Below are 22,365 nucleotides of genomic sequence, written 5' to 3'. Positions count from 1 at the left end.
TTATGAAATCATGTCTTCTTTGAAAATAGCTAGACAAGAAAATTCTTGAATTTCTCCATTAGGTAAAAGTTGAGCGAATCTAGGTTCATCCATTCTTAATCCATTTTTCTCATCTTGATAACTCCATAACCATTTCTTGTCCGTGAAAGATATATCACCGACTTTAAAAGATACTGGAAGCATGAGGTTTATATCTCGCCAATGAAGAACGACAAAAGCTCCTTTATCAATATTTTCAAGATTATCGGTTATCGCAAAATCTCCATTTAAGTTATTTCTGATGACTGCAGTTAACCTATCTCCATCGCAATTGAAATCTGAAGAAGGATTAAGAGTAATAAGTAAACTTAGAAAAAACGAAATAAAAATCATTTGCTTTGAGTATAAGAAAATTTTATATTTTAAAAATGATATTTATCATTATTGGTTTATCTTTGCTAAAGGAACTTATTTTAATACTAGGTAAGAGTATAGAGTCGTTAAAATAAAATCATAGACTAGGACCCTCTAATCAAAAACTCGAAAAATACTCTTTTAAATTCTACCAAGATTAGTTGCAACTATCTTGGCGATTTGCACACTGAGGCAAAACATTCTCTTTCAGGGAGTGTCATTCATACTGATGCACCTACAGACCATGATGGGGAAGGAAAAGATTTTGCTCCAACTGATTTACTAGCCTCTTCTTTGGGGACTTGTGTAATAACAATTATGGCTATAGAGGCAAAACGTAGAGGATGGAAACTTGGTAATATTAAAATTGATGTTTATAAGACAATGACTTCAGAGGGGCCTAGGAAAATAAAGACTCTAGTATTAGAAATTTTTATGCCAGCTGATTTGGATTCTCAAACATATAAAATACTTCAAAATACAGCTGAGGATTGTCCTGTGAAGCTTAATCTTGAATGCTCTATTGATATTAAGTTGAAGTGGCATTAAACAAACATTTTAAAAAGAATTAAAATTTTAATTAGTTTTATTTGCCTGGTTATTAAAAAGTTCTTTGAGTGAATTACCTTTTACATTGTTTAGTCCAAGTATTAATCCTCCAATTAGCCCAGCATTCATTAATACAGCTTTTATTTGAAAAGGATAAAAATGAAAAATAAAAGTTGTTGGAACTATAAATATAAGCAGAAGATATGCACCGAATCTTTGCTTGAATCCTGAGATGAAAAGTATTGAACCAAAAATCAAGCAAACGATAGCTGAAAATAATAAAAGAGGAGCTAATGTAGGAGATATATTTTTATTTGATATAACTTCAACAGTTTGTTCGAAATTTATTATTTTACCTGGAATTGCATAAATAAATATAGCTGAAATTAGGATTCTTCCTATTAAATTTTTTGTTTGTTCAAAGTTCATTTAATAAATACTAGGATAAAACATTAATTTCTCTTGGAAATTTTTTAATATTTAGACTTGTTGGAGTTTTAGTATTATGGAATAAATATGTTGTTTTTGTGGAAATCTTTTGGCTTTTTGAAAAATATGATTTTAAATTGTATTTTTTTTTATTGAAGCAATAAAAAAACAACTCTATTGCTATCTTATCTTATAGATTATTTGATTTTTAATAATGACTAGGGATTGGGGTTCGGGTCCGACATTTTATAAGAAGGGTTCTTTCCATAATAAAATAGGTATGATATTACTCTGGACCTTTATATGCTTGGCTATAATTCAAATTTTTATATTGATGCTTAGTTGAATTATATTTACATAATCCTTTAATACTAGATGAGTAATCGATTTATATGATATTTATCAGTAATAGTTTACTTGATTTCAATTTATCTAAGTTTCGATTTTATTATGATTCTTCTTAAAATTACTAATGCATCAGATGTTGTTGCCTCTAAAGCAGGAAAATTATTTGAGAAAATGACCCCAGAAATGATTGATCAGAAATTAGTAGAAAGTCAGGTTATTCAGCAGATGATTGATCAACTTCAATTAGAAGGCCTAAAAGGTCAGATTTCTAGTGTTAAGGGTTTAGATCTTGCTGATGATACTTTGATAACTAATAGTAGTTTTAAAATCAGGACTACTAAGACCTTTTGAAGTGAAAAAAATTAAAAGTATTTACTCAACTTATTTAAGAAGAAAACAGAATTTTTGGACAAAGAGCTATTCTGTATATTTAAACTAGAATTATTTGCATTTTAAGTTTATTTTTTTGATTAACGTTGCTTCATATTGTTGAAGTTTTTCTTATAGAAACTTAATTATTTATTATTAAGAAGAGATTCGATTTAATCACCCACTCTTATCTATTCTTTAATCATATTTAAAAGGAATTGTTTTGGGTTTCGGCGCCCCAAAAATAAGTAATGAAGAAGAGCGCTTAAGAGCTCTCGCTGAGTACAGGATTTTAGGCACTCAGCCTGAGCAATGCTACGACGACATAACGAAGATTGCTTCTTTAACTTGTGGAACTCCCATCTCTTTAATGAGCTTGGTTGATACAGATACACAATGGTTTAAATCAATGTGTGGATTTGAGACGAAAGAAACATCAAGGGATGTTTCTTTTTGTGCTCATGCAATTGCTAGTTCAGAACCATTGATTGTTGAGGATGCGCTATTAGATGAGCGATTCAAGTCAAATCCTTTGGTCGTTGAGGAACCAAAAATTCGTTTATATGCTGGTTTTCCATTGCAAACCCCAAATGATCAGCGAATAGGAACTCTCTGTGTGATTGATAGAAAGCCGGGACATTTGTCTGACCATCAGCATCAAATTATGGAGGCATTATCTAGACAGGTTGTAACCTTGTTGGAACTTCGTAAAAGATCTATTCGTCTTCTTGATGCTCTTACTCATATGCACAATACGGAAGGTATTTTAACGACATGTTCATATTGCAAAGAGGTAAGGGATTCGGATGGTGAGTGGCAGCATCTAGAAAAATACCTATCGAAAATCGCAGATATTCGTTTTAGTCATGGGATTTGCGATTTATGTATGGAGAAGCACTTTCCAGATGTATTAGAAGTTTGGAGTGATGATAAACTTGATTTAAATAGTAAGAAAAACAAGCCTGAATGCAAAAAAAGTAATTAGTTTCCTAGAAGATAGATTTGTGTGAGTTATATCTCCTTTCTAGACTTTTGATGAATATATAAATACTTTTAAAATTTGTTTGTTAGAAAGTTTTAAATATGATTGGTTTTTTTGCAGCAATTTCAGCGGTATTATTTTGGACATTCTCATGTTCTATATGGCGTAAAGAATCTGAGAATTTATTACCAAGGCAAATAAATATTTATAAAAATGTTCTTGCCTCAATCTTATTTTTACCAGTGGTATTAACTATAAGCTGGTTGTCTAATATGAGCTCTATCTTTGTTTTGATAATAAGTGGAATAGTCGGTATTTCTATCGGTGATACTTTATATATAAACGCTTTGAAAATAATAGGAACTAGAAAAACCCTTTCATTCGAAGCTTTGACTCCAATAATTGCAACTACTTTAGGAACATGGAGTATCGATGAGATATATCCTCAAAAAGTGTGGGTAGGATCTTTGATTGTGTCTTTCTCTTTGTTAATGATTGTACGACAAAATACATTTCAAAAAGAAGAGCCAAGAGAACGAAATATTCTCGGTATCCTCTGCGCATTTGGATCGGTCCTTTGTGCTGTTTTGGCAGCTTTATTGTCGAGGGTGATTTTAATTGGTTCTACATTAACCCCTTTGCAAACAACTGAAATCAGACTTTTATCAGCATCAATATTTTTATTTTTAATTTTTAAAAAAGATTTTTTTGATATTATTAAGAATAGAGCACTAACTAAAAAAAATCATTCAAATTTAATTTTATCAACCTTACTTGGCACTAATTTTGGAATATTATTTCAACAGATAGTTTTTAAATTTTTACCTATTGGAATTGGTTGGACTTTGCTAAGTCTTTCACCTGTCTTTGCACTTTTTATTTCAAAGAGAGAGGGAGAAGAAATAAATAAATTAACAATTTTTTATTCTATTTTATCTTTTATTGGAGTTGCTATTACTTTAATTTAGACCTCAAAGTAATCATTTTCTTGCCAATATTCATCTGGATCATCTTCTACGTCGGGTGGATCTTCTAGTTCTCCGGGTTTCTCACCTAGTAGTATAAGTAATCCCTCTAAATATCTCATCTCTGAAGGGTCATCTGATTTATCAAGACGCTCCTTTACTTTTTTGGAAACTTGAGGATCACCTTGCTCAACAGCTTTTGTTAATAAATAAAGAGGATCATTTTTGGGGTCTATTTCATTCATTTTAATTAAAAATTATTTAGGTAAGTGAGATTCAGTCTTTCATATAATTAAGAGAAACTTCTATCTGTTGTACCTGGATAGAAAAGAGTATTTTGATTAATATTAATCGCTGAAAACTTGGTAGGTTCCCAAAATAAATCTCTTGTAATTAAAAACCGAATATCTTTCTCTTTTAGAAATTTCTCATTGACAAGACCTTGTAGTTTTTTGATAGGGATTTCTCCCCATTTACTGGAATTAGTTACCCAATCATCCATTTCCCATACAGGTTCAGAATTTATGATTTGAAATCCAAAAGCTATTTTTCTATCTACTGATATCTCCGAAAGATACCAATCACCAACAACTCCGTATAGGTGACAATAAATCAAATCATCAATCGACCCTTTGGGTTCGTTTGACATCGTTTTCATCAACTTAGCAGTTGACTCTGGAACGAGATCAAGTGGATTTTGGTTTTGCTCTGGCAAAATAAAAAATTGTGTAATCCTTATGAGACAGGATTTAGTATCTCATTATAATTTTTTTAAAAGTCCATTTTGGGTTTTAAATTTCTTATGTAATAAATTACTAATGTTTTATTTCTATTGATTAGATCCAGTCGCTTTAAGCGCTTGTAAAGCCATATTTATATGTGCACCCATCGCTCCAAAGGCCATAAGAGATTTAGGATCTTTATTATTAGTGAAAACTTTCTCTTTACTATTCATGATTAGGAGTAATTTTTGACTTGTTATGCTCCAATTTTTTATTAAATCATTAAAATCCTGTTCTTCTTTGCTTTTGTTATTTTCAGGAGAATTATTCAAGGATATATCTTTCTTGGCTTTTAATAAAAAAGCATTTAGCTCCTTGTGACTAATAGAACTTTTGGAAAATTGATTTTGGCTCAACTTATTTATGGCAAATCTATATACAAACTATCACGTGTAAAATATAAGCTAAGGGTGGATCTCCGACCAAGTCTAATCCGTTTTAAAAAATCAGATCATTTTATCAATTTATACTTTTTAACAAGATTTTTGAAATGGTCCCCTCTCTCTTCGTAGTTTTTATATTGATCAAAACTTGCACAAGCTGGAGATAATAGTATGCTTCTTGAATTTGTTTCCCTTGCTATATTAATAGATGCTATTGTTGCTTCTTCTAGATTTTTTTTGACAATTATTTCTCCTATATAAGAAGATATTAATAATTCTTCCTTCAAGTTATTTGCACTCAGTCCAAATAAGACTATCCCATTGGTAGATTGCTTTATTTGTTTCACCCACGGCATAAAATCTCCTTTTTTTTGTATACCACCAGCTAGTAAAATTATTGGATGAGGAACAGATTTTAAAGCAGTTATTGAAGAGTCGAAATTAGTGGCTTTGCTGTCGTTATAAAAGCTTAAATTATTTACATTTCCTAAATACTCCAATCTATGGGGGATTGATTTAAATGATTTTATAGATTTAGCTATTGATGAATCATCAAGCCCTATTTCTCTTGCCGCAGCTATTGCAAGCAGGAGATTTTGTAAATTATGTTTACCTGGTATGTTAAGTATCGAACTATGAAATAGTTGTTTTTTGTCTTCAAATATATAACCTTTTTGATCGATCCAAAATTTCTGATATTGAGAGTACAAGGATTGTTGATTTGTTCCAACCCATATACCTTTAGGTAATTCTTTCCTTTTACTTGATAAATATTGATCATCAGAATTATAAATTCTAATGGATGATTTCTCTAGCAAGCTACGCTTTATCTTGAAATAACTTTCCATATCATTATGTCTTTCTAAATGATCAGGTGTAAATGTTGTCCATATACCTATGGTGGGTGCTACTTTTGGTGAACCTTCAATTTGAAAACTACTTAATTCTAGTACTAGCCAGTCTAACTCTTGGTCATTATTTTTCATATTTTCTAAAGCAATTTTGGATAATGCCTTTCCAACATTTCCTCCCATATCAGTATTTAAATTATTTAATTTAAGAATATGATTAAGCATGTTAGTGACGGTAGTTTTTCCATTTGTTCCAGTTATGCCAACAGACGGGATATGAGTTAATCTTTCCCAAGCTAATGCTACTTCTCCCTGAACATTGATATTCTTACCTCTTAATTCTTTTAGAGCTATATGCTCCCAATCTATTCCTGGACTTACAGTGATAGAGCAAACACTTTCTATCCAAGGCGTGAAATTATTAATATGAAGTGCTTCGTCAAGCAAAATAACGTTGATTCCTTCTGATTTTAATTTATTAGATATATTTAATAGATTTTTATTTGAATTATTCTCTAAAACTAAAACGTTCTTTCCTTCTGTTTTAAGTAGTTTTGCTGCACTTATTCCTGAGCAGCCTAGTCCCAGTACAATATGTATTTGATTTGATTGTTCTTGTTTTGACAATTTAATTTAGGTTGTAAGGTTAATAGCTTTTATCGTTGTTAGGTAGCTGTTACCTTAGAGAGAATTTGATTGCGTGCTATTTTGACTATTCTCTAATATAAAATATTTTTATATTAGTATTGTTTTGATTTATAAATAAAGATATTTTGCTCATTGATGCTTGAATATCTTCCATTTTAAGAAATCAAGTTGAAATTTTAAAAATTAATTTTAATAAGATTAAAAAAACGTTAATACCTCTAGCTTTATTCTCTAAAAGTTGTTTTGATGCAAATGTATTTGCTTCTTGTTAATGGCTGTAAAAATTGAAGGTATCAAAATTTTAAAAGAAAAAGAAATTCAAGAGCCAAGAAATGTTGAGTATGCACTAAATGGTTTTGTAGATCAGAGCGAGAGTGAAATCAAATGGATTAAACTTCATCAAATGTTTGATAAGTAAAAAGTTTAAAAATTTAGGTATTATTTTTAATCAGTTAAATGTCTGGAACCATCCGTTATTGGTGAATGGGCGATACTGGAATCGAACCAGTGACCCCTACCGTGTCAAGGTAGTGCTCTACCTCTGAGCTAATCGCCCTTGCAAACCATCTTAGGATTGAAGTGTCAAGTTCCTTAATGAAGTTAGCAGGCAGTAGGACCCTATCCTCACTGCCTTAGTAATTTGATTCTCCAGCGCTCTTTTTTTGTTTTATCAATATTTAAAATTTTAAGTGAACCTTTTTTCTCTAAATGAATAAGGTCTCCAATATTTACCGATTTGCTGGGCTGGTCATTCAAAGCCCAGTTAAGTCGCAAACACCCTTCCTTGATTTGTTTGATTATCTTTGATCTTGATAGTCCAAAACCTGCGGAGGCTATCGCGTCAATCCTAGTAGATGCCTCAACTGTATTGATTACTTTCTCTGGCCTATTGAAAGGGATCTCCATCTCGTTTAAATCTAATGCGTGGATAATTATTTCAACTTCTCTTAGCTTTCCAATCTTTTGATTTATTGAATCAGCACATTTTTTTGTGCAAATAGCTTGAGCTCCTCTGTCTCTGATTAACCAAATGTCTCCAATATCATCAGCTTGATCATGAAGTTCATGTATGAGATCTCTAAAATCACTTTGTTTAGCTCTATCAAATAGGAAATTGCCTTTTATATAAATACCTTTGATAGGAATTTCGATAGAGGGAGAGTGCATCTCTTCTACAGATCTTAGGAAACATATTCTTTTACGTTCTGCGCTTGGAAATCCTCCCTCGAAAAGAAGACTTATGTCATTCAAATTATTAAATCTATCTTTAACTTCCTCTATTAATTGTGCTGATAAAAAAGGGGACCATATTGCTGTTCTCTCGCTTAGAGCCTTTTCCGCAAAGTGAAGCAAAGTCTCTAACTCTTTATGAAAAGGACTTTTAAATAGGATCTTTTCTTTTGGAAGACGCATTAAAAGAGATAAAAATTTCTCGTTTTGTTGATAAATAGTTTAGACTATTTTGTTGTTTTCTTCACATATTTAGAGAAATATAATATTCAATCTTTGATCAAAACTATAAAAATTCATAGTAACTTTTATAAGAATATTATTGAATTAATCACTATTATTTTCCTATGTTTATTATTTCTAGGTTGTCTGTTTCTTTTAGGATTTCCCAAGGTGGTTCTATTTCCATTGGTAATTCTAGAATTAAAAGCCAATAACCCTCTTCACTTTTTTTTCGAATAACTCTCAAATCATCAACAGTTTCTTGGTTGGTCCCTCCAGCCGAAAAAAAACTTCCCAGTGCTCCTGAAATCATTCCAACTAGGCCACCTAATAGCTTTTCTAATTGATTTGGGAACCCCATATTTGCAAACGTATTCAGATCGGTCATTTGAGAAAAGCTTAGGCCTGCAATAAAACCAAAGGGTATTAACCATGTCGCTAGAGTCCTTTGGCGATCCTTTCGAGCAAGGGCTGGATTCAAAAGCTTGATGTCATTAAAATTTGATTGATTGGCAAATACTTCTTGAGATATATCTATATTTGAGTCTTCATTGTCAGTTCTATTATCCAATGGTTCTACAAGATCGCAATTAAGGATTGGTGTTTGAGCTTCTCTTAATTTGAGTAATAACTCTTTTGCTAGTTTCTTTTCTTTTAAGGTGAGTACGAATGTGGACACAAATTAGCTCCTTGAAATGTTTGGATATTCAATCCTGCTCAACATAATTCTGGTCAGCGGCAAATAGATCACTAAAGTTCAGATCGGCACGTTTATCGCCCTTAATGACGAAAGTTCTTGTTTCTGATCCCATTGATCAAGCAGGTATTGATATTCTTACTCAGGTTGCCCAGGTTGACCAAAAAGTAGGTCTTTCACCAGATCAGTTGAAGAATATTATTGGTGAGTATGACGGATTAATGATCCGTTCAGGAACCCAAGTCACATCAGATGTTATATCTGAGGCTAAGAAATTGAGAATCATTGGTAGAGCTGGAGTTGGAGTGGATAATGTTGATGTACCAACTGCTACTAGAAAGGGTGTCTTAGTCGTTAATTCTCCAGGTGGGAACACGATTGCTGCAGCTGAGCATGCTTTAGCAATGATGCTTGCATTATCTAGAAATATTCCCCAAGCAAACGGAAGTATGTTTGCTGGAGGTTGGGACCGAAAGAAATATGTAGGAAATGAGCTTTATAAGAAAACCTTAGGAGTTGTTGGACTTGGCAAGATTGGATCTCATGTCGCAAAGGTTGCAAATGCAATGGGTATGGAAGTCATTGGATTTGATCCTTTTGTTTCTAATGAAAGAGCTCAGCAAATGCAGGTTCGATTAAGCGATATTGAGGAGTTATTTAAAGAATCTGATTATGTAACCCTTCATCTTCCAAGGACACCTGAAACAGAGAATTTAGTTGATATTGATCTTCTAAGAAAAATGAAACCAACTGCCAGATTGGTTAACTGTGCAAGGGGTGGAATTATTAATGAAAATGATTTAGCTAATGCCTTAGCAGAAAATGTTATTCAAGGTGCTGCAATCGATGTATATGCAAAAGAACCTCTAGCTGAAAACTCGCCTTTACGCGCTGTAAAAAAAGGCTTGGTACTTACGCCTCATCTAGGCGCTTCAACTGTTGAGGCACAACAGAATGTAGCAATTGATGTTGCAGAACAAATTAGAGATGTCCTTTTAGGCTTGCCAGCACGTAGCGCTGTAAATATTCCTGGTCTTAGCGCAGAGATAATGGATAGTCTTAAACCACATTTAAAACTTGCGGAGACATTAGGATTATTAGTTAGTCAAATTTCAGGGGGACAGATTCAAAAACTAGAAGTGCGTTTGCAAGGGGAATTCGCTCAACATCCATCTCAACCTCTAGTTATTGCAACTTTGAAGGGATTACTCACCAGTGCATTGGGCGATAAAATTAACTATGTAAATGCTTCATTGGAAGCTAAAGGACGTGGTATTGATGTCGTAGAAATTAAGGATGAGTTGTGCCCAGAGTTTGCTCGAGGCTCTTTGCAGTTGGATAGTTTTAGTGACAAAGGCGGTCACAGCGTCTCTGGAACTGTTTTTGGTGATGGCGATCTTGGTATTACAAGTATTGATGAGTACCCGATAAATTTCGTGCCAAGTAGACATATGCTTTTTACAAGGCATAGGGATATGCCGGGAATCATTGGTCAAATAGGTTCACTTCTTGGGAAATACAATGTGAATATTGCATCAATGCAAGTAGGAAGAAGGATTGTAAGAGGTGAGGCAGTAATGGTTTTAAGTATCGATGACCCTATCCCTTCTGAGTTGTTGGGCTCAATTCTTTCAATGCAAGGAATTAACGAAGCTCATTCAGTGACTCTGTAATTTGTTGGTTGAAAAAACTATAAATTTGCAAAACTCCCAACTGTCGTGGTTGAGATTGGAGCAGGAATTTTCATTTGAGCTAGAAGATTCTTTTTATTGGCTGTTAAGTAAACTTGATATTCATAGATTCTCTTTTGAACATGATCCAAATAACAATTTAAGTAAAACTCTATTTATTTGGCTTCCTTTGAATGAATGGTCAGTTAGAGATCAAGAGATATTAGTCCAATCATTAATTTCGTTGACAGAACCTTTTGACTTGACTTTGCCTGAATGCAAATGGATTCAAGTAAAAGATGAAGATTGGAGCTTAAGTTGGAAAAAAAACTGGAAACCTGATCCCGTAGGAAAATCAATTTTAATTTTGCCAGCATGGTTAGACGTTCCTGAAAAATTTTTAGAACGAAAAATTATCCGTCTAGATCCTGGTAGTGCTTTTGGCACTGGTAGTCATCCTTCCACTAGGCTATGCCTTGAAGCCTTGGATAATGAACCTCCTGTAGGTCAAACAATTGCTGATATAGGTTGTGGAAGCGGAATACTGTCTTTAACTGCATTGAAATTAGGAGCAAAGAGTACGTTCTCTGTTGATACTGATTCTCTATCAATATCAGCTACTAAAATTAATTCTGCTTTAAATGATGTTCCTGGAAACCTCTTAAATGTTTTTCTTGGTTCTATTGAGGAAATTGAGGCGAATATGCCGAAAGAAAAAATTGATTTGATCCTATGCAATATTCTTGCACCTGTCATAAAATTATTAGGGCCAAGTTTCGAAAAAATCATTGGACATAAAGGTAAAGTGATTTTATCGGGTTTATTAGTTCAGCAAATCAAAGAACTTCAAGAATTCTTTTTAGAGCTTGGTTGGCAAGTTCTTGAAATAAAGAAAAAGGATCAATGGGCCTTAATGGTTTTGACTCTTAATTTGTCTTGATTAAATAAATTCTAAATTTCAGATTTTAAAAAACCTCATGACATCTTTTCAGATCACTTTTATTAATGAATTAAGTGGTTTAAAAGAAATTATTGATATTCCAGATGACAAATATATCCTTGATGCCGCGTGTGAGCAAAATATTGAGCTTCCTGCCTCATGTAGAGAAGGAACTTGTTCGACTTGTGTTGCTAAACTAGAAAAAGGCAATGTTGATCAACAAGATCAAAGTTTTTTGGATGATGATCAAATAGAAAAAGGGTATATTTTGATTTGCAAGGCTTATCCACTCTCTGATTGCATAATACGGACACATGCTGAGGATCAATTGTATTGATATTAATTTTTTCGCCAGATTCTCAGCGTTTTGCTTGCCAAAGATCTCCTTTCTCGCCAACCTCTTACTTATGTGCTCATGGGCGCAAATAAAACTATTTAGGGATTAATTGATTGATTTCAGAAGTTTTGCAAACCGACAAAGTTCAAGGTCTTTTAGATCATGGTTCTATTCACTCAAGTATTGGAGGTCAATTTAGTTTTAGGGTCTTAGGCCCATGTTGTCGTCTCTATGACCGCGAGGAGTTGCCTTGGCCTTGTTGTAGGCTTTCATGGCGAAGTAAGGAGCCTAGCTGGAAAAGAATTGGTAAAAGATTGGTTGCTGATATTGCGGCACAAAAATGTCCTTCTTATTCTGTTGAGATTATCCAACCAGGAGTGAAACCAACAAAAACAATTTTGACTTTGTTTTCTAGTCGTTTAGATACCGATATTCAGGAATGGTGGTATAGCAAGCATCCACGTTCTAGAGATAGTTCAAATATTGCGCCCAAAGCGGCATGAGTTTAGAAAAATGAAAATTCTTTTGGATTTAAAGTGATGAAGATATGAAGCATTTCAGGCATAAGTTCATACCATTTTTCAAATTTGAAGGATAATTATAAGTAATTAAATTTCAACACAGGGATGAACTTCGACTATCACGCTGTTGCTTCTGCTGCTACTGCTGCTATTCCTTTAGCTGCTGGAGCTGCTGGAGTGGGTTATTTTATATTGCGCCAAAAAGGCGTTGGTTTTGGCACTTCACATTTGTTAGTTGGGTTGCCTATGTTTGCGGTTGGTGGAGCTGCAGCGGCTTTCTTTCTTATTACAAAGTAAAAAAAGTTAGTTTTAACCAATAAAAAAGGGGCCATTGGCCCCTTTTTTATTGGTTGTTAAATTTTGGATAAATTTAAGTACCTGGGTTGAAACCTTGACCTTTGGTTGCAGGTACATATCCAGCAGCTGTAGTACTGCAACCTAGACTTTCGGCTGTGCTTCCAGTAGCTACTTTACATAGATTCTTTTGTTGACTTCTATCTAATACAGCATCAGTAAAGTCAGCACCATCAATGGTTACACCATCAAAAACACTCTTGAGCAACTCTGCTCCAGTAAGATTTACGTTCGTGAGGTTCGCATTATCAAACCTCGTTGCATAAGCAATGACATTGGTCATGTTTGCGCCTGTTAGATCAGAGTCCTTCAAAGTTGAGACACTGAAATAAGCGCCAGTGAAATTGGTTCCACCAAGATCTTTTCCTGACAAGTCGTATTTTACATACTCTGTATTTTGTAAGTCCTTACCAGCCAAGCTTGGATCTAAGCTCTCCACTGAAGAAGGATCGCTGGGATACAAGGCACTTGCAGAAAGAGGACTAATAATGAGACTTACAAGCACAGGTATCAAGACAAATAGTCTTGAAAAGGACCTTTTAAGGGAAGAAATAAAAGAATTCATTAATAACGCCAGCGATTAAAGAAGCACCAAACTCGACTATTGTTTCATGTAGAGGCATTTCATAGGTAAAGGGATCACGAACTGTTGCAGTTTCAGCTTTTATTTATGTCAATTTGCAGAAAGTCTTTTGCTAACTGGGTATTTGGAAAAATTGCTTTTGCTTCATTAAGCAAATCATTAGGACATGTTTGATTGCCAGGGGTATATCTCGGACTCAAATGAGTAAGAATTAGTTGATCAACATTCGCTTTTGCAGCAATCTGAGCGGCCATTGTTGCAGTTGAATGTCCGCGTTCATATGCCATTTCAGTTTCTTTATAAGAATAAGTTGATTCATGGATTAGTAGATCGGCTTTTCTAGAAATCTCAATTGCTGATTCTGTATAAACAGTATCTGTGCAATAAACCATGCTTACCCCAGGCCTAGGTGGACCGCAGAATTCTTTCCCAGAAAAAATGCGACCATCTTCTAATCTCACTTCCTCCCCTCTCTGAAGGTCTGCATAAACGGGACCAGGAGGTATTCCTTTTGATTTTGCTTTCTCTATATCGAATCTGCCTGGCCTAGTTTTTTGATTCACTCTGTAAGCAAAAGATGGGATTCGATGCTTGAGTGGAGCAGTTTTGACTTCTAACTCTGAATCTTCAAACAAAATTTCTTTATTATTAGCAGCATTTTCGACCCTATGGAATTTGAGTGAATAAGCCAATCGGCTTGAACTGTTGTATAGACAAGAATCAATAAAGTTCTTAAGCGGAGCTGGCCCGTACAACTCAATTCCAGAGCTGCTGCCTGCTAATCCAATACTTGCTAGAAGTCCTGGTAGACCATAAATATGATCCCCATGCATATGGGTAATAAATATTTTTTTGATTTGAGATAACTTAAGATTACTTCTAATGAACTGATGCTGTGTACCTTCACCACAATCGAACAACCACAATTCTGACCTTTGTGGAGGCTTTAGTACCATCGCTGATACGTTCCTATTAAGAGTTGGGACTCCTGAACTTGTTCCTAGAAAAGTGACTTGCAAGTTTCCCCCTTTTAAGACATGGTGACATTCATAGCTTTGACCACTGGTGGATCTTCTTTCTTATAGGCAAAATTAGTACCTAAATCCAATTTTTATTGTGAGCGCATCACCTAAAAGAAAATCTGGATGGGCAATAATCTTTATAGCTATATTTTTTATCTCTCCAGTAAAGGCAATTGCAGCAAAAGAACCAACAATGCGTGTACTGATATCTAAAGATAATAAGGCAAGATTTAGAGCAGATGGTGTGAAAAATATTTTTGTTGAAGGTATTTCTTCTAATCATAGAAGAATTAAATCTTTAAATTTAGTTTATAAGAATAATAAGGTTAAATATTCAATTGATAACAACCTAAATACATGGTTCGATTTACCAAATAATTTCAGTTTGATTATAAGAAATAATGATAAAAGAGGGATTTGGTTTAAGAATAGAAGATATGCCGGAGAATTAAAAGTTTCATTGAATGAAAAGAAATTAAATATAATAAATTATTTAAAATTAGAGAAGTATTTAAAAAGTGTAGTTGGTAGTGAAATGCCTAAAGAATTTCCCCTTGCAGCACTTCAAGCACAAGCAATAGCAGCCAGGACTTATGCTTTAAAACTTTTAAATAAAAATAAATCATTTGATCTTCGTTCAACACAAGCTAGTCAAGTCTACTTAGGACTTGAGTCTGAAACAGCAAAAATCAATAGAGCAGTTAAAAGTACAAATTCACTGGCTCTATTTCATAAAGATAAGCTGATAAATGCAGTTTTTCATAGTAGTTCTGGTGGTAGGACTGAGAATAGTGGAAAGGTTTGGAAGTATCAATTACCTTATTTAAAAAGTGTTGTTGACTTTGATCACAATGGCACAAAGTATAGATGGACTAATAAATTTACCTCAGGAGAATTAGATCAGATCTTCCCTGGCTTGGGCGGGTTAAATAGTATACAAATTATTCAAAAAAGTGATACCGATAGAGTCTTAAAAATTAGACTCTATGGAACAAATGGAAATAAAAATATCTCCGGTAAAAGCTTAAGAGAAAAATTGCAATTGCTTAGTACTAAATTTGATCTTTATTTGGAATTTAACCAAATAAATCTAGATAATAAATTGAATTCAGATATAAAAATAGCTGAAGATTTTTCACTTCAATCTCTCCCGCCAATCCCATCAGATTATTTTTTATTGGTTCAAGGTTATGGCGCTGGTCATGGCGTAGGAATGAGCCAATGGGGTGCTAAAGCAATGGCTGAAAAGGGGTCTGGCTTTCGTAAAATTCTAAAACATTATTATACAGGTGTACAAATAAAAGCCTATTAGGAATATATTTAGTAGCTATAGATTGTTGTAAGATTTACATTTTACGAGTCTAACCTATTGCATTGAAAACAACCTTAGGCTTAATTGCAAAACTGTCATCTAAGCAAGCGATCCCAAGGATTTTATTTTCTTTATTCAATACTAATATATGGTTATTATGAATAAAGCTATCTTCAACTTCATTGTTCTTAGTTACCTTTAAACGTTTAACATTATTCTGAAAAGAGATCTTTCTTCCTGAACGCCAGCTAATAATTTCTTCTTCAGAAATTAATTCAAAAGAAGAAAGATGTTTAAAAAAGATATTAGGATTAAGAACTTTAGGTTTATCTCCCTCTGGGTAAAAGTCTGATTTCTCAGGAAGTTTTACTGAATGATTTTCGATGAAATTATATGCTTTTGTACGGCGTAAACTTTTTAAATAACCACCGCATCCAATTTTATCTCCAATGTCTCTAGCCAAGGATCTAATGTATGTTCCTGTTGAGCAGTCGACGTCAACTAATAACTCACCTTTATCTTGAGACCAGCTTATTAAATTTAATTTGTTGATGGTAACTTTTTTAGGAATTAAATCAAATTTTTCTCCTTTTCTTGCTTTCTTATAAGCTCTCTCACCTTTAATGTGAACACTAGAAAAAATAGGAGGCTTTTGTAATATCTCACCTCTAAAGTTTTCTAGTAGATAATTTATATAATTTTGGGTAATTAAGGGCCAAGCTTTTGATTCTATAATTTCCCCTTGCATATCATCAGTATTTGTAGTAGCACCTAACTGGATGATTCCTCTATAAGCTTTAGAACCTTGTAAATAAGAGATTAATCTTGTCGCATCACCTATTGCTATTGGAAGTACTCCAGTAACTGCTGGGTCTAGAGTTCCAGAATGTCCAATTTTTTTGATACCAAATACTTTTCTAAGTCTATTTACACAATCATGAGAAGTAAGCCCAGAAGGCTTATCAATGACAACAAATCCAAAAGGCTTTTCCAAAATTGATATTGCAGGTTGAGCTCACATGAAAATATTGTTCAAGTAACCCTGAACATTTAAAGTTATAACTCAGTGTGTTCAGTCAGCCAAATAATATGAACGATTTAGATCTAAGTATTTCCTGTTTCCTTAAAGATGGCTTTAATTTGAAAAAGCATCTTATTGATTTCCTAAATATTAGTAATGAACAATTAGATCAAAGATTACTTAACGGCGTTGATGATTTGGCAGCTCTTCACCCAGGAGCATTTACTGAGAACAATGCAGGCGAATTTTACGAGGAAAAAGTAGGCGATGCTCATTTAATAGATCTAGCGTCTTGGCATCTAAATAGTTCTAGTTACATAGCTGACACTCTTCGCTTACAACAAAAATTTGCTTCTGGAAAAGTTTTAGATTTTGGTGGTGGTATTGGTACGCATGCCTTGGCAGCCTCGTTTTTACCAGAGGTTGAACATGTTTGGTTTGTTGATCTTAACCCTCAAAACCGAAACTTTGTAGAGCATAGGTCTAAGGAATTGGGTATCGAAGATAAGATTTCAATTTTTAGAGACTTAGAAAGCACATCTGATGTTGTTTTTGATTCTTTAGTTTGCTTGGATGTCCTTGAACATCTTCCAAATCCTGCAAAACAATTAAAAATATTTTTGGAAAAACTTTCTCCTGAAGGAATAGCTCTAATGAATTGGTATTTTTACAAAGGAAAAAACGGAGAGTATCCTTTTCATTTCGATGATCCTAGTCTTATTGAGAATTTCTTTTCTACATTACAGTTAAATTATTTAGAAGTTTTCCATCCTTTTTTGATTACTACGCGAGCTTATAAACCATTAAAAAAATAAACTAGACAGCCTTAGCAGTAGAAATATTAATCCTTTTTCTATTTCTTAGGCCTCTACGAATACTTTCAAAATGAACTGATCCATCAGTTAGAGCGAAAAGAGTATCGTCTTTCCCCCTGCCAACATTGATTCCCGGAAGAACTGATGTTCCTCTTTGACGAATAAGAATAGATCCAGCCGTTACTTTCTCTCCACCATATGCCTTTACACCTAGTCTTTTTGAGTTTGAATCTCTTCCATTTCTAGTTGAGCCAGTACCTTTCTTGTGAGCCATGATTTATTTAATCTATTAAATTTAACTATTCAGATTCTACTTTACTAGCAGTGGTTTTGACAGCTTTTGATTTTTTTGTGTTTGATCCTATTGAAATGGATTGAACTAGAACTCTTGTAAGTTCTTGGCGATGTCCATTCTTTCTCCTAGTCTTTTTCTTCGGTCTCATTTTATAAACTATTATTTTTGGACCTCTTCTATGCTCCAAAACCTTGATTTCTACTTTTGCATCTTTTACATAAGGTTTTCCAAGTTTTAAATCTTTACCATCATTAAGGAGAAGAACATTTTCAAGAGTCAAAACATCATCAACTTCTGCTTGGCATCTATCGAAATCGTAATAACGGTTGGGTTGAAGCCAAAATTGTTTTCCTGAGGCCTCTACTATCGCATATGTTTTATCTTGCGGATTTTCCTTCTTAGGAGATGATTTTTTATCAGCCATGATTATTGGTGACACGTTAAGGCTCGAAATAAAACAAAAGGAGTTTCCTTTCTTTTAATCGATTAAGCCCTAATCGTAATCGAAAAACAAACTAACATTTTCGCTTTTTGTTGGTTACTTAGTCAAGATCTAAGAAGGATAAATGTTCTGTTGATTTTTCGGAGTTTTTAAATGAATGCAAGAAAGACATATATTCTCAAGCTTTATGTGGCTGGGAATACACCAAACTCTATGAGGGCTTTGAACACGTTGAGAGAAATCTTAGAAAGTGAATTCAAAGGTGTCTATGCTCTGAAGGTTATTGATGTTTTAAAAAGCCCTCAATTAGCCGAAGAAGATAAAATACTTGCCACACCAACCTTGTCTAAGATTTTACCCCCACCTGTTCGAAGAATCATTGGTGACCTATCAGATAGAGAAAAGGTCTTAATTGGACTGGACCTTTTGTATGATGAATTATCTGATAATGAAATGTTTTACTCTTCAGATAAATAATGGAGCTACATAAACAAGAATTAAATGAATTCTTAAGCCCAACCGATAACTAAGCTATTTTTACAGTTTGCTTATTATGTTTTGTACATAAGAGCTTTTAGCGTTCTTCAATAAAAGAAATCGACCCAAAATGCATGTTCAAAAACTCCCCACTGGAATCGAGGGCTTTGATGATATTTGTCACGGTGGATTGCCTAATGCGCGAAGCACTCTAGTCAGCGGAACATCAGGTACTGGTAAAACTGTTTTTTCTTTGCAATATCTTCATCATGGAATATGTAATTTTGATGAGCCTGGTATTTTTGTTACTTTTGAAGAATCGCCTCTAGATATTATTCGAAATGCTGCAAGTTTTGGTTGGGATTTACAAGCTTTAATTGATCAAAATAAACTTTTTATTTTAGATGCTTCTCCAGATCCAGAGGGACAAGATGTTGCTGGAAGTTTCGATTTGTCTGGGTTAATTGAAAGGATAAGTTATGCGATTAGAAAGTTCAAAGCTAAGAGAGTAGCTATAGATTCAATGACAGCGGTTTTCCAACAATATGACGCTATTTATGTTGTTAGGCGAGAGATTTTTCGACTAATAGCAAGACTTAAAGAAATAGGTGTGACTACTGTTATGACTACTGAAAGAATAGATGAATATGGTCCAATTGCTAGATATGGAGTTGAAGAATTCGTTTCTGACAATGTTGTTATTCTAAGAAATGTTTTAGAGGCAGAGAAGAGGAGAAGAACTGTAGAAATTTTGAAATTAAGAGGAACTACACATATGAAGGGTGAATTCCCTTTTACTATGGGCCACCAAGGAATAGTTGCATTCCCTTTAGGTGCAATGAGGTTGACTCAAAGATCATCCAATATTCGAATAAGTTCTGGTGTTCAGGATTTGGATGAAATGTGTGGCGGAGGATATTTTCAAGATTCAATTATTCTTGCAACGGGTGCAACTGGTACCGGAAAAACAATGCTAGTTTCTAAGTTTGTTGAAGATGCATACTTAAATAAAGAAAGAACAATCCTTTTTGCTTATGAAGAATCAAGAGCACAACTTCTTCGAAATGCAACTAGCTGGGGGATTGATTTTGAAAAAATGGAAGCTGATGGATTATTGAAGATTATTTGTGCTTATCCTGAATCAACTGGCTTGGAAGATCATCTGCAAATTATCAAAACCGAGATTAGCGAATATAAACCATCCAGAATGGCGATAGATTCCCTATCCGCATTGGCTAGAGGTGTAAGCTTAAATGCATTTAGACAGTTTGTTATTGGAGTAACTGGTTATGCAAAACAAGAAGAAATAGCAGGATTTTTTACTAATACTGCAGAAGAATTCATGGGAAGCCACTCAATCACTGATTCCCATATTTCAACAATTACTGATACAATTTTGCTTTTGCAATATGTAGAAATAAGAGGTGAAATGGCAAGAGCAATAAATGTTTTCAAGATGCGCGGATCATGGCATGACAAAAGGATCCGTGAATATATCATTACTAATGAAGGACCTGAGATTAAGGATTCATTCTCTAACTTTGAACAGATATTTAGTGGTGCCCCTCATCGTATTAATCCTGAAGAACAGATGCCTGGCGTTTTTAAAAGCATTAATCCAAAAGAACAGTAACTAGGTAACTCTATTTAATTAATGTCTTATCATTTTCAAGTTCCCAATTTTTTCTAGCAGATTTTAGTAACAACTCATCAGCGTCAGAGTCTTCAAGAGGAAGTTCAAACCAAAAAGTTGTTCCAGTATTTGGTTCACTTGCCATTCTGATCTCACTTCCGTGCTTATCAACGATCCCTTTAACGATTGAAAGGCCAAGTCCAGTGCCCACTTCAGTATGTACTGAATCTTCAACTCTGTAAAAACGTTCAAATATTCTTTGTTGATCAATTTCAGAAATTCCATATCCTGTATCGGAGACCTCAACTCTGATTTTTGGCATCGGGGACAAAATTTCACAATGTGGAGCTTTATTATCTAAATCCACTGGCGAAGCAACGCATATATCGGGCCATGTATAAGCCTTTAAATTTATTGTTCCTCCCTCTTGACTGAATTTAAGTGCATTACCAACAAGATTGTCAAAAACCTGAAGAAGCATATCCCAGTTACCTAAAACAAATGTCAAATTATTTTCAACATTTAATATTAATTTCACATTTTTTTCCTCGGCATTAAGTTTATAGTTTCTTAGCGTTTGTTCCATAGCTTCTTTTATACTTAGTGCTTCTAATTGGATTGTTCTTCCAGACTCCAACTTGGATAAGTCAAGAACATCATTGACCAAGCGAGTGAGTCTATCTGTTTCTGAATTCGCAACACCTAGAAATTCTTTTTGCTCGTCTTTTGTAAGCTGCTCTCCTAGGTCATATAGAGTTTCAACATAGCTTTTAATGTTGAATAATGGCGTTCTCAGTTCGTGAGAAACATTGCTGATGAATCTTTTTTGTGCTGCGTTTAATTGGACTTCCCTAGTGAGATCTTGAATCGTAACAGCAATACCTTTTATATTCTCTCCAGTCGTGTCTCTGACAGACTTTAAAACTATACGAAGTGTTCTTGGTGGTTCTTCAAGATTGCAACGCAAATCATCGCTGTCTCCGAAATTGTTCAATAGAGAGGTTATTGGTGTTTCAAGTTCTTTTACAAGAGAGTCAGGAAGTTGATTCAATAAATTTTGACCTTCAAGATTTCTCCCTTCCCAGCGGAATAGTCTTCTAGCAGTTGGATTGACTAAGACAATATTTCCTTGCTCGTCAAGAAGAAGGGCTCCATCTGCCATTGTGGCTATTAAGGATTGCTGTTTGACTTGGGCAGCTTTAAGTTCCTCTATATTTGCAGCATCATAATCTTCTAATCTTGATGCCATTGCATTAAACCCAGTTAAGAGTTCCCCAAGTTCTCCACTCATAGGTAGATCTACTCTTGATTTGAAATTACCTTTAGCAATTTCTCTGACTCCAATAACTAATTCTCTTATTGGACGAGTGATTGTTAGCGCATTAAATACAGCTCCTATTATTACTAAAACCCAAATAGAAATAAATACTGCAACAGTAATTTCTCTGGTTAAAGCGGCTGTAGCAAGAGCTTTTTTGTTCGGTGTTACCCCCAGAGCCAAGGTGCCTAGATATTCACCTTTCCAAAGCATGGGAACAAAAACATCAGTTACCTGGCCTTGTGGAGTTGAATGTTGTCTGACTAATGGAAATTGAGGTTGTTTTTTTAATTCACTTGGTAATTTAAGTTTTCTGGTTAGTTGCAAAGCACCTTCAGCATCAGAGTCTGAAGCCGTTGCACTAACTGGTATACCCAATTTTACAAACCCATCTGGGTCAGTGAAGAAAATGTATCTCAAGTTCCTACTAGAACGCCAAAACTTCTCAGCAACGTTGAAAAGTTCTCTTGTTTGATTCTTCGCTACTAATTCCGTAACGTTCCCTGACAATAACAACCCTAAATCTCTGGCGTATCTTGTATCATTCATGCCAGCATCCTTTTGAATACTACTTAAAGCAAAAAACGTAATAAGTGTCATTATGAAACTAACTACTAGCGTTCCAAATGCTAGTAGTTTAGATCTTAAATTAAATCTAGACCACCATAAATTTATTTTTTCTAATAAGGTTAAATCATCTAATATTACATCATGTTTTGATGCTATAAAGTTTTTATTCTGATTTGAATTTGTATTTTTCATATAAGGTAAATTAAT

Annotated in this window: 28 protein-coding genes and 1 tRNA gene; 14 read left to right on the top strand and 15 right to left on the bottom strand. The window is 34.1% G+C overall.

Features of this window, described 5'->3' with window-relative positions:
- Nucleotides 1-372 (bottom strand): hypothetical protein, encoded by a 372-nt coding sequence (locus tag PMN2A_RS07900; RefSeq protein ID WP_011295286.1) that lies wholly within the window; start codon nt 370-372, stop codon nt 1-3.
- A gap of 201 nt (nt 373-573) precedes the next feature.
- Here PMN2A_RS07900 and PMN2A_RS07895 point away from each other — a divergent pair, with 201 nt between their 5' ends.
- A complete protein-coding gene (locus PMN2A_RS07895) occupies nt 574-942 on the top strand; it encodes an OsmC family protein (RefSeq protein WP_011295285.1) in 369 nt (122 codons plus the stop codon).
- A gap of 27 nt (nt 943-969) precedes the next feature.
- On the opposite strand, the gene PMN2A_RS07890 is transcribed toward PMN2A_RS07895, so the two are convergent.
- A complete protein-coding gene (locus PMN2A_RS07890) occupies nt 970-1,371 on the bottom strand; it encodes a DoxX family protein (protein WP_011295284.1) in 402 nt (133 codons plus the stop codon).
- A gap of 450 nt (nt 1,372-1,821) precedes the next feature.
- Here PMN2A_RS07890 and PMN2A_RS07885 point away from each other — a divergent pair, with 450 nt between their 5' ends.
- The 3 genes from PMN2A_RS07885 to PMN2A_RS07875 all read left to right on the top strand — a co-directional run bounded on the left by PMN2A_RS07885 (nt 1,822) and on the right by PMN2A_RS07875 (nt 4,038).
- Nucleotides 1,822-2,070, top strand: a complete 249-nt coding sequence (locus tag PMN2A_RS07885) for a hypothetical protein (RefSeq protein WP_011295283.1) — start codon at nt 1,822-1,824, stop codon at nt 2,068-2,070.
- 241 nt (nt 2,071-2,311) lie between these two features.
- Nucleotides 2,312-3,073, top strand: a complete 762-nt coding sequence (locus PMN2A_RS07880; protein WP_011295282.1) for a GAF domain-containing protein — start codon at nt 2,312-2,314, stop codon at nt 3,071-3,073.
- Nucleotides 3,074-3,171: 98 nt separating this feature from the next.
- The gene (locus PMN2A_RS07875) at nt 3,172-4,038 is read left to right on the top strand and encodes an EamA family transporter (RefSeq protein ID WP_011295281.1); all 867 of its coding nucleotides are present in this window, start codon (nt 3,172-3,174) and stop codon (nt 4,036-4,038) included.
- On the opposite strand, the gene PMN2A_RS07870 is transcribed toward PMN2A_RS07875, so the two are convergent.
- From PMN2A_RS07870 to murD, 4 genes are all read right to left on the bottom strand, one after another.
- Entirely contained in the window at nt 4,035-4,280 is a 246-nt protein-coding gene (locus PMN2A_RS07870; protein WP_011295280.1) for a hypothetical protein, read from the bottom strand. The genes PMN2A_RS07875 and PMN2A_RS07870 overlap by 4 nt on opposite strands.
- A gap of 47 nt (nt 4,281-4,327) precedes the next feature.
- Nucleotides 4,328-4,750 (bottom strand): hypothetical protein, encoded by a 423-nt coding sequence (locus tag PMN2A_RS07865; protein WP_011295279.1) that lies wholly within the window; start codon nt 4,748-4,750, stop codon nt 4,328-4,330.
- A 114-nt stretch (nt 4,751-4,864) separates the two neighbouring features.
- Complete coding sequence (locus PMN2A_RS07860; RefSeq protein WP_011295278.1) at nt 4,865-5,173, bottom strand: hypothetical protein; 309 nt, start codon at nt 5,171-5,173, stop codon at nt 4,865-4,867.
- A 95-nt stretch (nt 5,174-5,268) separates the two neighbouring features.
- Nucleotides 5,269-6,678, bottom strand: a complete 1,410-nt coding sequence (gene murD, locus PMN2A_RS07855; protein WP_011295277.1) for a UDP-N-acetylmuramoyl-L-alanine--D-glutamate ligase — start codon at nt 6,676-6,678, stop codon at nt 5,269-5,271.
- Between the two features lie 292 nt (nt 6,679-6,970).
- Between murD and PMN2A_RS10855 the strand changes: the two genes are divergently transcribed.
- Complete coding sequence (locus PMN2A_RS10855; RefSeq protein ID WP_187146470.1) at nt 6,971-7,117, top strand: hypothetical protein; 147 nt, start codon at nt 6,971-6,973, stop codon at nt 7,115-7,117.
- Between the two features lie 66 nt (nt 7,118-7,183).
- On the opposite strand, the gene PMN2A_RS07850 is transcribed toward PMN2A_RS10855, so the two are convergent.
- From PMN2A_RS07850 to PMN2A_RS07840, 3 genes are all read right to left on the bottom strand, one after another.
- Nucleotides 7,184-7,255 (bottom strand) — tRNA-Val (locus PMN2A_RS07850).
- A 68-nt stretch (nt 7,256-7,323) separates the two neighbouring features.
- Complete coding sequence (locus PMN2A_RS07845) at nt 7,324-8,112, bottom strand: photosystem II S4 domain protein (RefSeq protein WP_011295276.1); 789 nt, start codon at nt 8,110-8,112, stop codon at nt 7,324-7,326.
- A 154-nt stretch (nt 8,113-8,266) separates the two neighbouring features.
- Complete coding sequence (locus PMN2A_RS07840; protein WP_011295275.1) at nt 8,267-8,830, bottom strand: hypothetical protein; 564 nt, start codon at nt 8,828-8,830, stop codon at nt 8,267-8,269.
- Between the two features lie 104 nt (nt 8,831-8,934).
- Between PMN2A_RS07840 and serA the strand changes: the two genes are divergently transcribed.
- From serA to PMN2A_RS07815, 5 genes are all read left to right on the top strand, one after another.
- Nucleotides 8,935-10,521, top strand: a complete 1,587-nt coding sequence (serA, locus tag PMN2A_RS07835) for a phosphoglycerate dehydrogenase (protein ID WP_011295274.1) — start codon at nt 8,935-8,937, stop codon at nt 10,519-10,521.
- A gap of 55 nt (nt 10,522-10,576) precedes the next feature.
- The gene (prmA, locus tag PMN2A_RS07830; RefSeq protein WP_225866305.1) at nt 10,577-11,458 is read left to right on the top strand and encodes a 50S ribosomal protein L11 methyltransferase; all 882 of its coding nucleotides are present in this window, start codon (nt 10,577-10,579) and stop codon (nt 11,456-11,458) included.
- A gap of 37 nt (nt 11,459-11,495) precedes the next feature.
- Nucleotides 11,496-11,795, top strand: a complete 300-nt coding sequence (locus tag PMN2A_RS07825; protein WP_011295272.1) for a 2Fe-2S iron-sulfur cluster-binding protein — start codon at nt 11,496-11,498, stop codon at nt 11,793-11,795.
- A gap of 113 nt (nt 11,796-11,908) precedes the next feature.
- Nucleotides 11,909-12,298 carry a hypothetical protein gene (locus PMN2A_RS07820; RefSeq protein WP_011295271.1) on the top strand — a complete coding sequence of 130 codons (390 nt, stop codon included), beginning with the start codon at nt 11,909-11,911 and terminating at the stop codon, nt 12,296-12,298.
- A 123-nt stretch (nt 12,299-12,421) separates the two neighbouring features.
- Nucleotides 12,422-12,613 (top strand): hypothetical protein, encoded by a 192-nt coding sequence (locus PMN2A_RS07815; RefSeq protein WP_011295270.1) that lies wholly within the window; start codon nt 12,422-12,424, stop codon nt 12,611-12,613.
- A 73-nt stretch (nt 12,614-12,686) separates the two neighbouring features.
- Here the strand turns inward: PMN2A_RS07815 and PMN2A_RS07810 are convergent, their stop codons facing one another.
- Both PMN2A_RS07810 and rnz read right to left on the bottom strand, forming a co-directional pair.
- Nucleotides 12,687-13,235: a pentapeptide repeat-containing protein gene (locus tag PMN2A_RS07810; RefSeq protein WP_011295269.1), complete on the bottom strand. Its 549-nt coding sequence runs from the start codon at nt 13,233-13,235 to the stop codon at nt 12,687-12,689.
- Between the two features lie 92 nt (nt 13,236-13,327).
- Nucleotides 13,328-14,272, bottom strand: coding sequence for a ribonuclease Z (rnz, locus tag PMN2A_RS07805; RefSeq protein ID WP_011295268.1), 945 nt, complete (start codon nt 14,270-14,272; stop codon nt 13,328-13,330).
- Nucleotides 14,273-14,369: 97 nt separating this feature from the next.
- Here rnz and PMN2A_RS07800 point away from each other — a divergent pair, with 97 nt between their 5' ends.
- Entirely contained in the window at nt 14,370-15,587 is a 1,218-nt protein-coding gene (locus PMN2A_RS07800; protein ID WP_011295267.1) for a SpoIID/LytB domain-containing protein, read from the top strand.
- A gap of 49 nt (nt 15,588-15,636) precedes the next feature.
- Here the strand turns inward: PMN2A_RS07800 and truB are convergent, their stop codons facing one another.
- Nucleotides 15,637-16,581, bottom strand: coding sequence for a tRNA pseudouridine(55) synthase TruB (gene truB, locus PMN2A_RS07795; protein WP_011295266.1), 945 nt, complete (start codon nt 16,579-16,581; stop codon nt 15,637-15,639).
- Between the two features lie 95 nt (nt 16,582-16,676).
- Between truB and PMN2A_RS07790 the strand changes: the two genes are divergently transcribed.
- Complete coding sequence (locus PMN2A_RS07790) at nt 16,677-17,423, top strand: class I SAM-dependent methyltransferase (protein WP_011295265.1); 747 nt, start codon at nt 16,677-16,679, stop codon at nt 17,421-17,423.
- Between the two features lies 1 nt (nt 17,424).
- Here PMN2A_RS07790 and rpmA read toward each other — a convergent pair whose 3' ends face one another.
- Both rpmA and rplU read right to left on the bottom strand, forming a co-directional pair.
- Nucleotides 17,425-17,697 (bottom strand): 50S ribosomal protein L27, encoded by a 273-nt coding sequence (gene rpmA, locus PMN2A_RS07785; RefSeq protein ID WP_011295264.1) that lies wholly within the window; start codon nt 17,695-17,697, stop codon nt 17,425-17,427.
- Between the two features lie 25 nt (nt 17,698-17,722).
- Complete coding sequence (gene rplU / locus PMN2A_RS07780) at nt 17,723-18,142, bottom strand: 50S ribosomal protein L21 (RefSeq protein WP_011295263.1); 420 nt, start codon at nt 18,140-18,142, stop codon at nt 17,723-17,725.
- 171 nt (nt 18,143-18,313) lie between these two features.
- Here rplU and kaiB point away from each other — a divergent pair, with 171 nt between their 5' ends.
- Nucleotides 18,314-18,637, top strand: a complete 324-nt coding sequence (kaiB, locus tag PMN2A_RS07775) for a circadian clock protein KaiB (protein ID WP_011295262.1) — start codon at nt 18,314-18,316, stop codon at nt 18,635-18,637.
- 130 nt (nt 18,638-18,767) lie between these two features.
- Entirely contained in the window at nt 18,768-20,270 is a 1,503-nt protein-coding gene (gene kaiC, locus PMN2A_RS07770) for a circadian clock protein KaiC (RefSeq protein WP_011295261.1), read from the top strand.
- 10 nt (nt 20,271-20,280) lie between these two features.
- On the opposite strand, the gene PMN2A_RS07765 is transcribed toward kaiC, so the two are convergent.
- On the bottom strand, nt 20,281-22,350 hold the full coding sequence (locus tag PMN2A_RS07765; RefSeq protein ID WP_011295260.1) for a HAMP domain-containing sensor histidine kinase: 2,070 nt from the start codon (nt 22,348-22,350) through the stop codon (nt 20,281-20,283).
- Between the last annotated feature and the right edge of the window lie 15 nt (nt 22,351-22,365).

Origin of the sequence: Prochlorococcus marinus str. NATL2A, from assembly GCF_000012465.1 — a bacterium.
GTDB lineage: Bacteria > Cyanobacteriota > Cyanobacteriia > PCC-6307 > Cyanobiaceae > Prochlorococcus_B > Prochlorococcus_B marinus_B.
The sequence above is the reverse complement of the archived record's forward strand: the minus strand, read 5'-3'. Positions and strand labels throughout refer to the sequence as shown.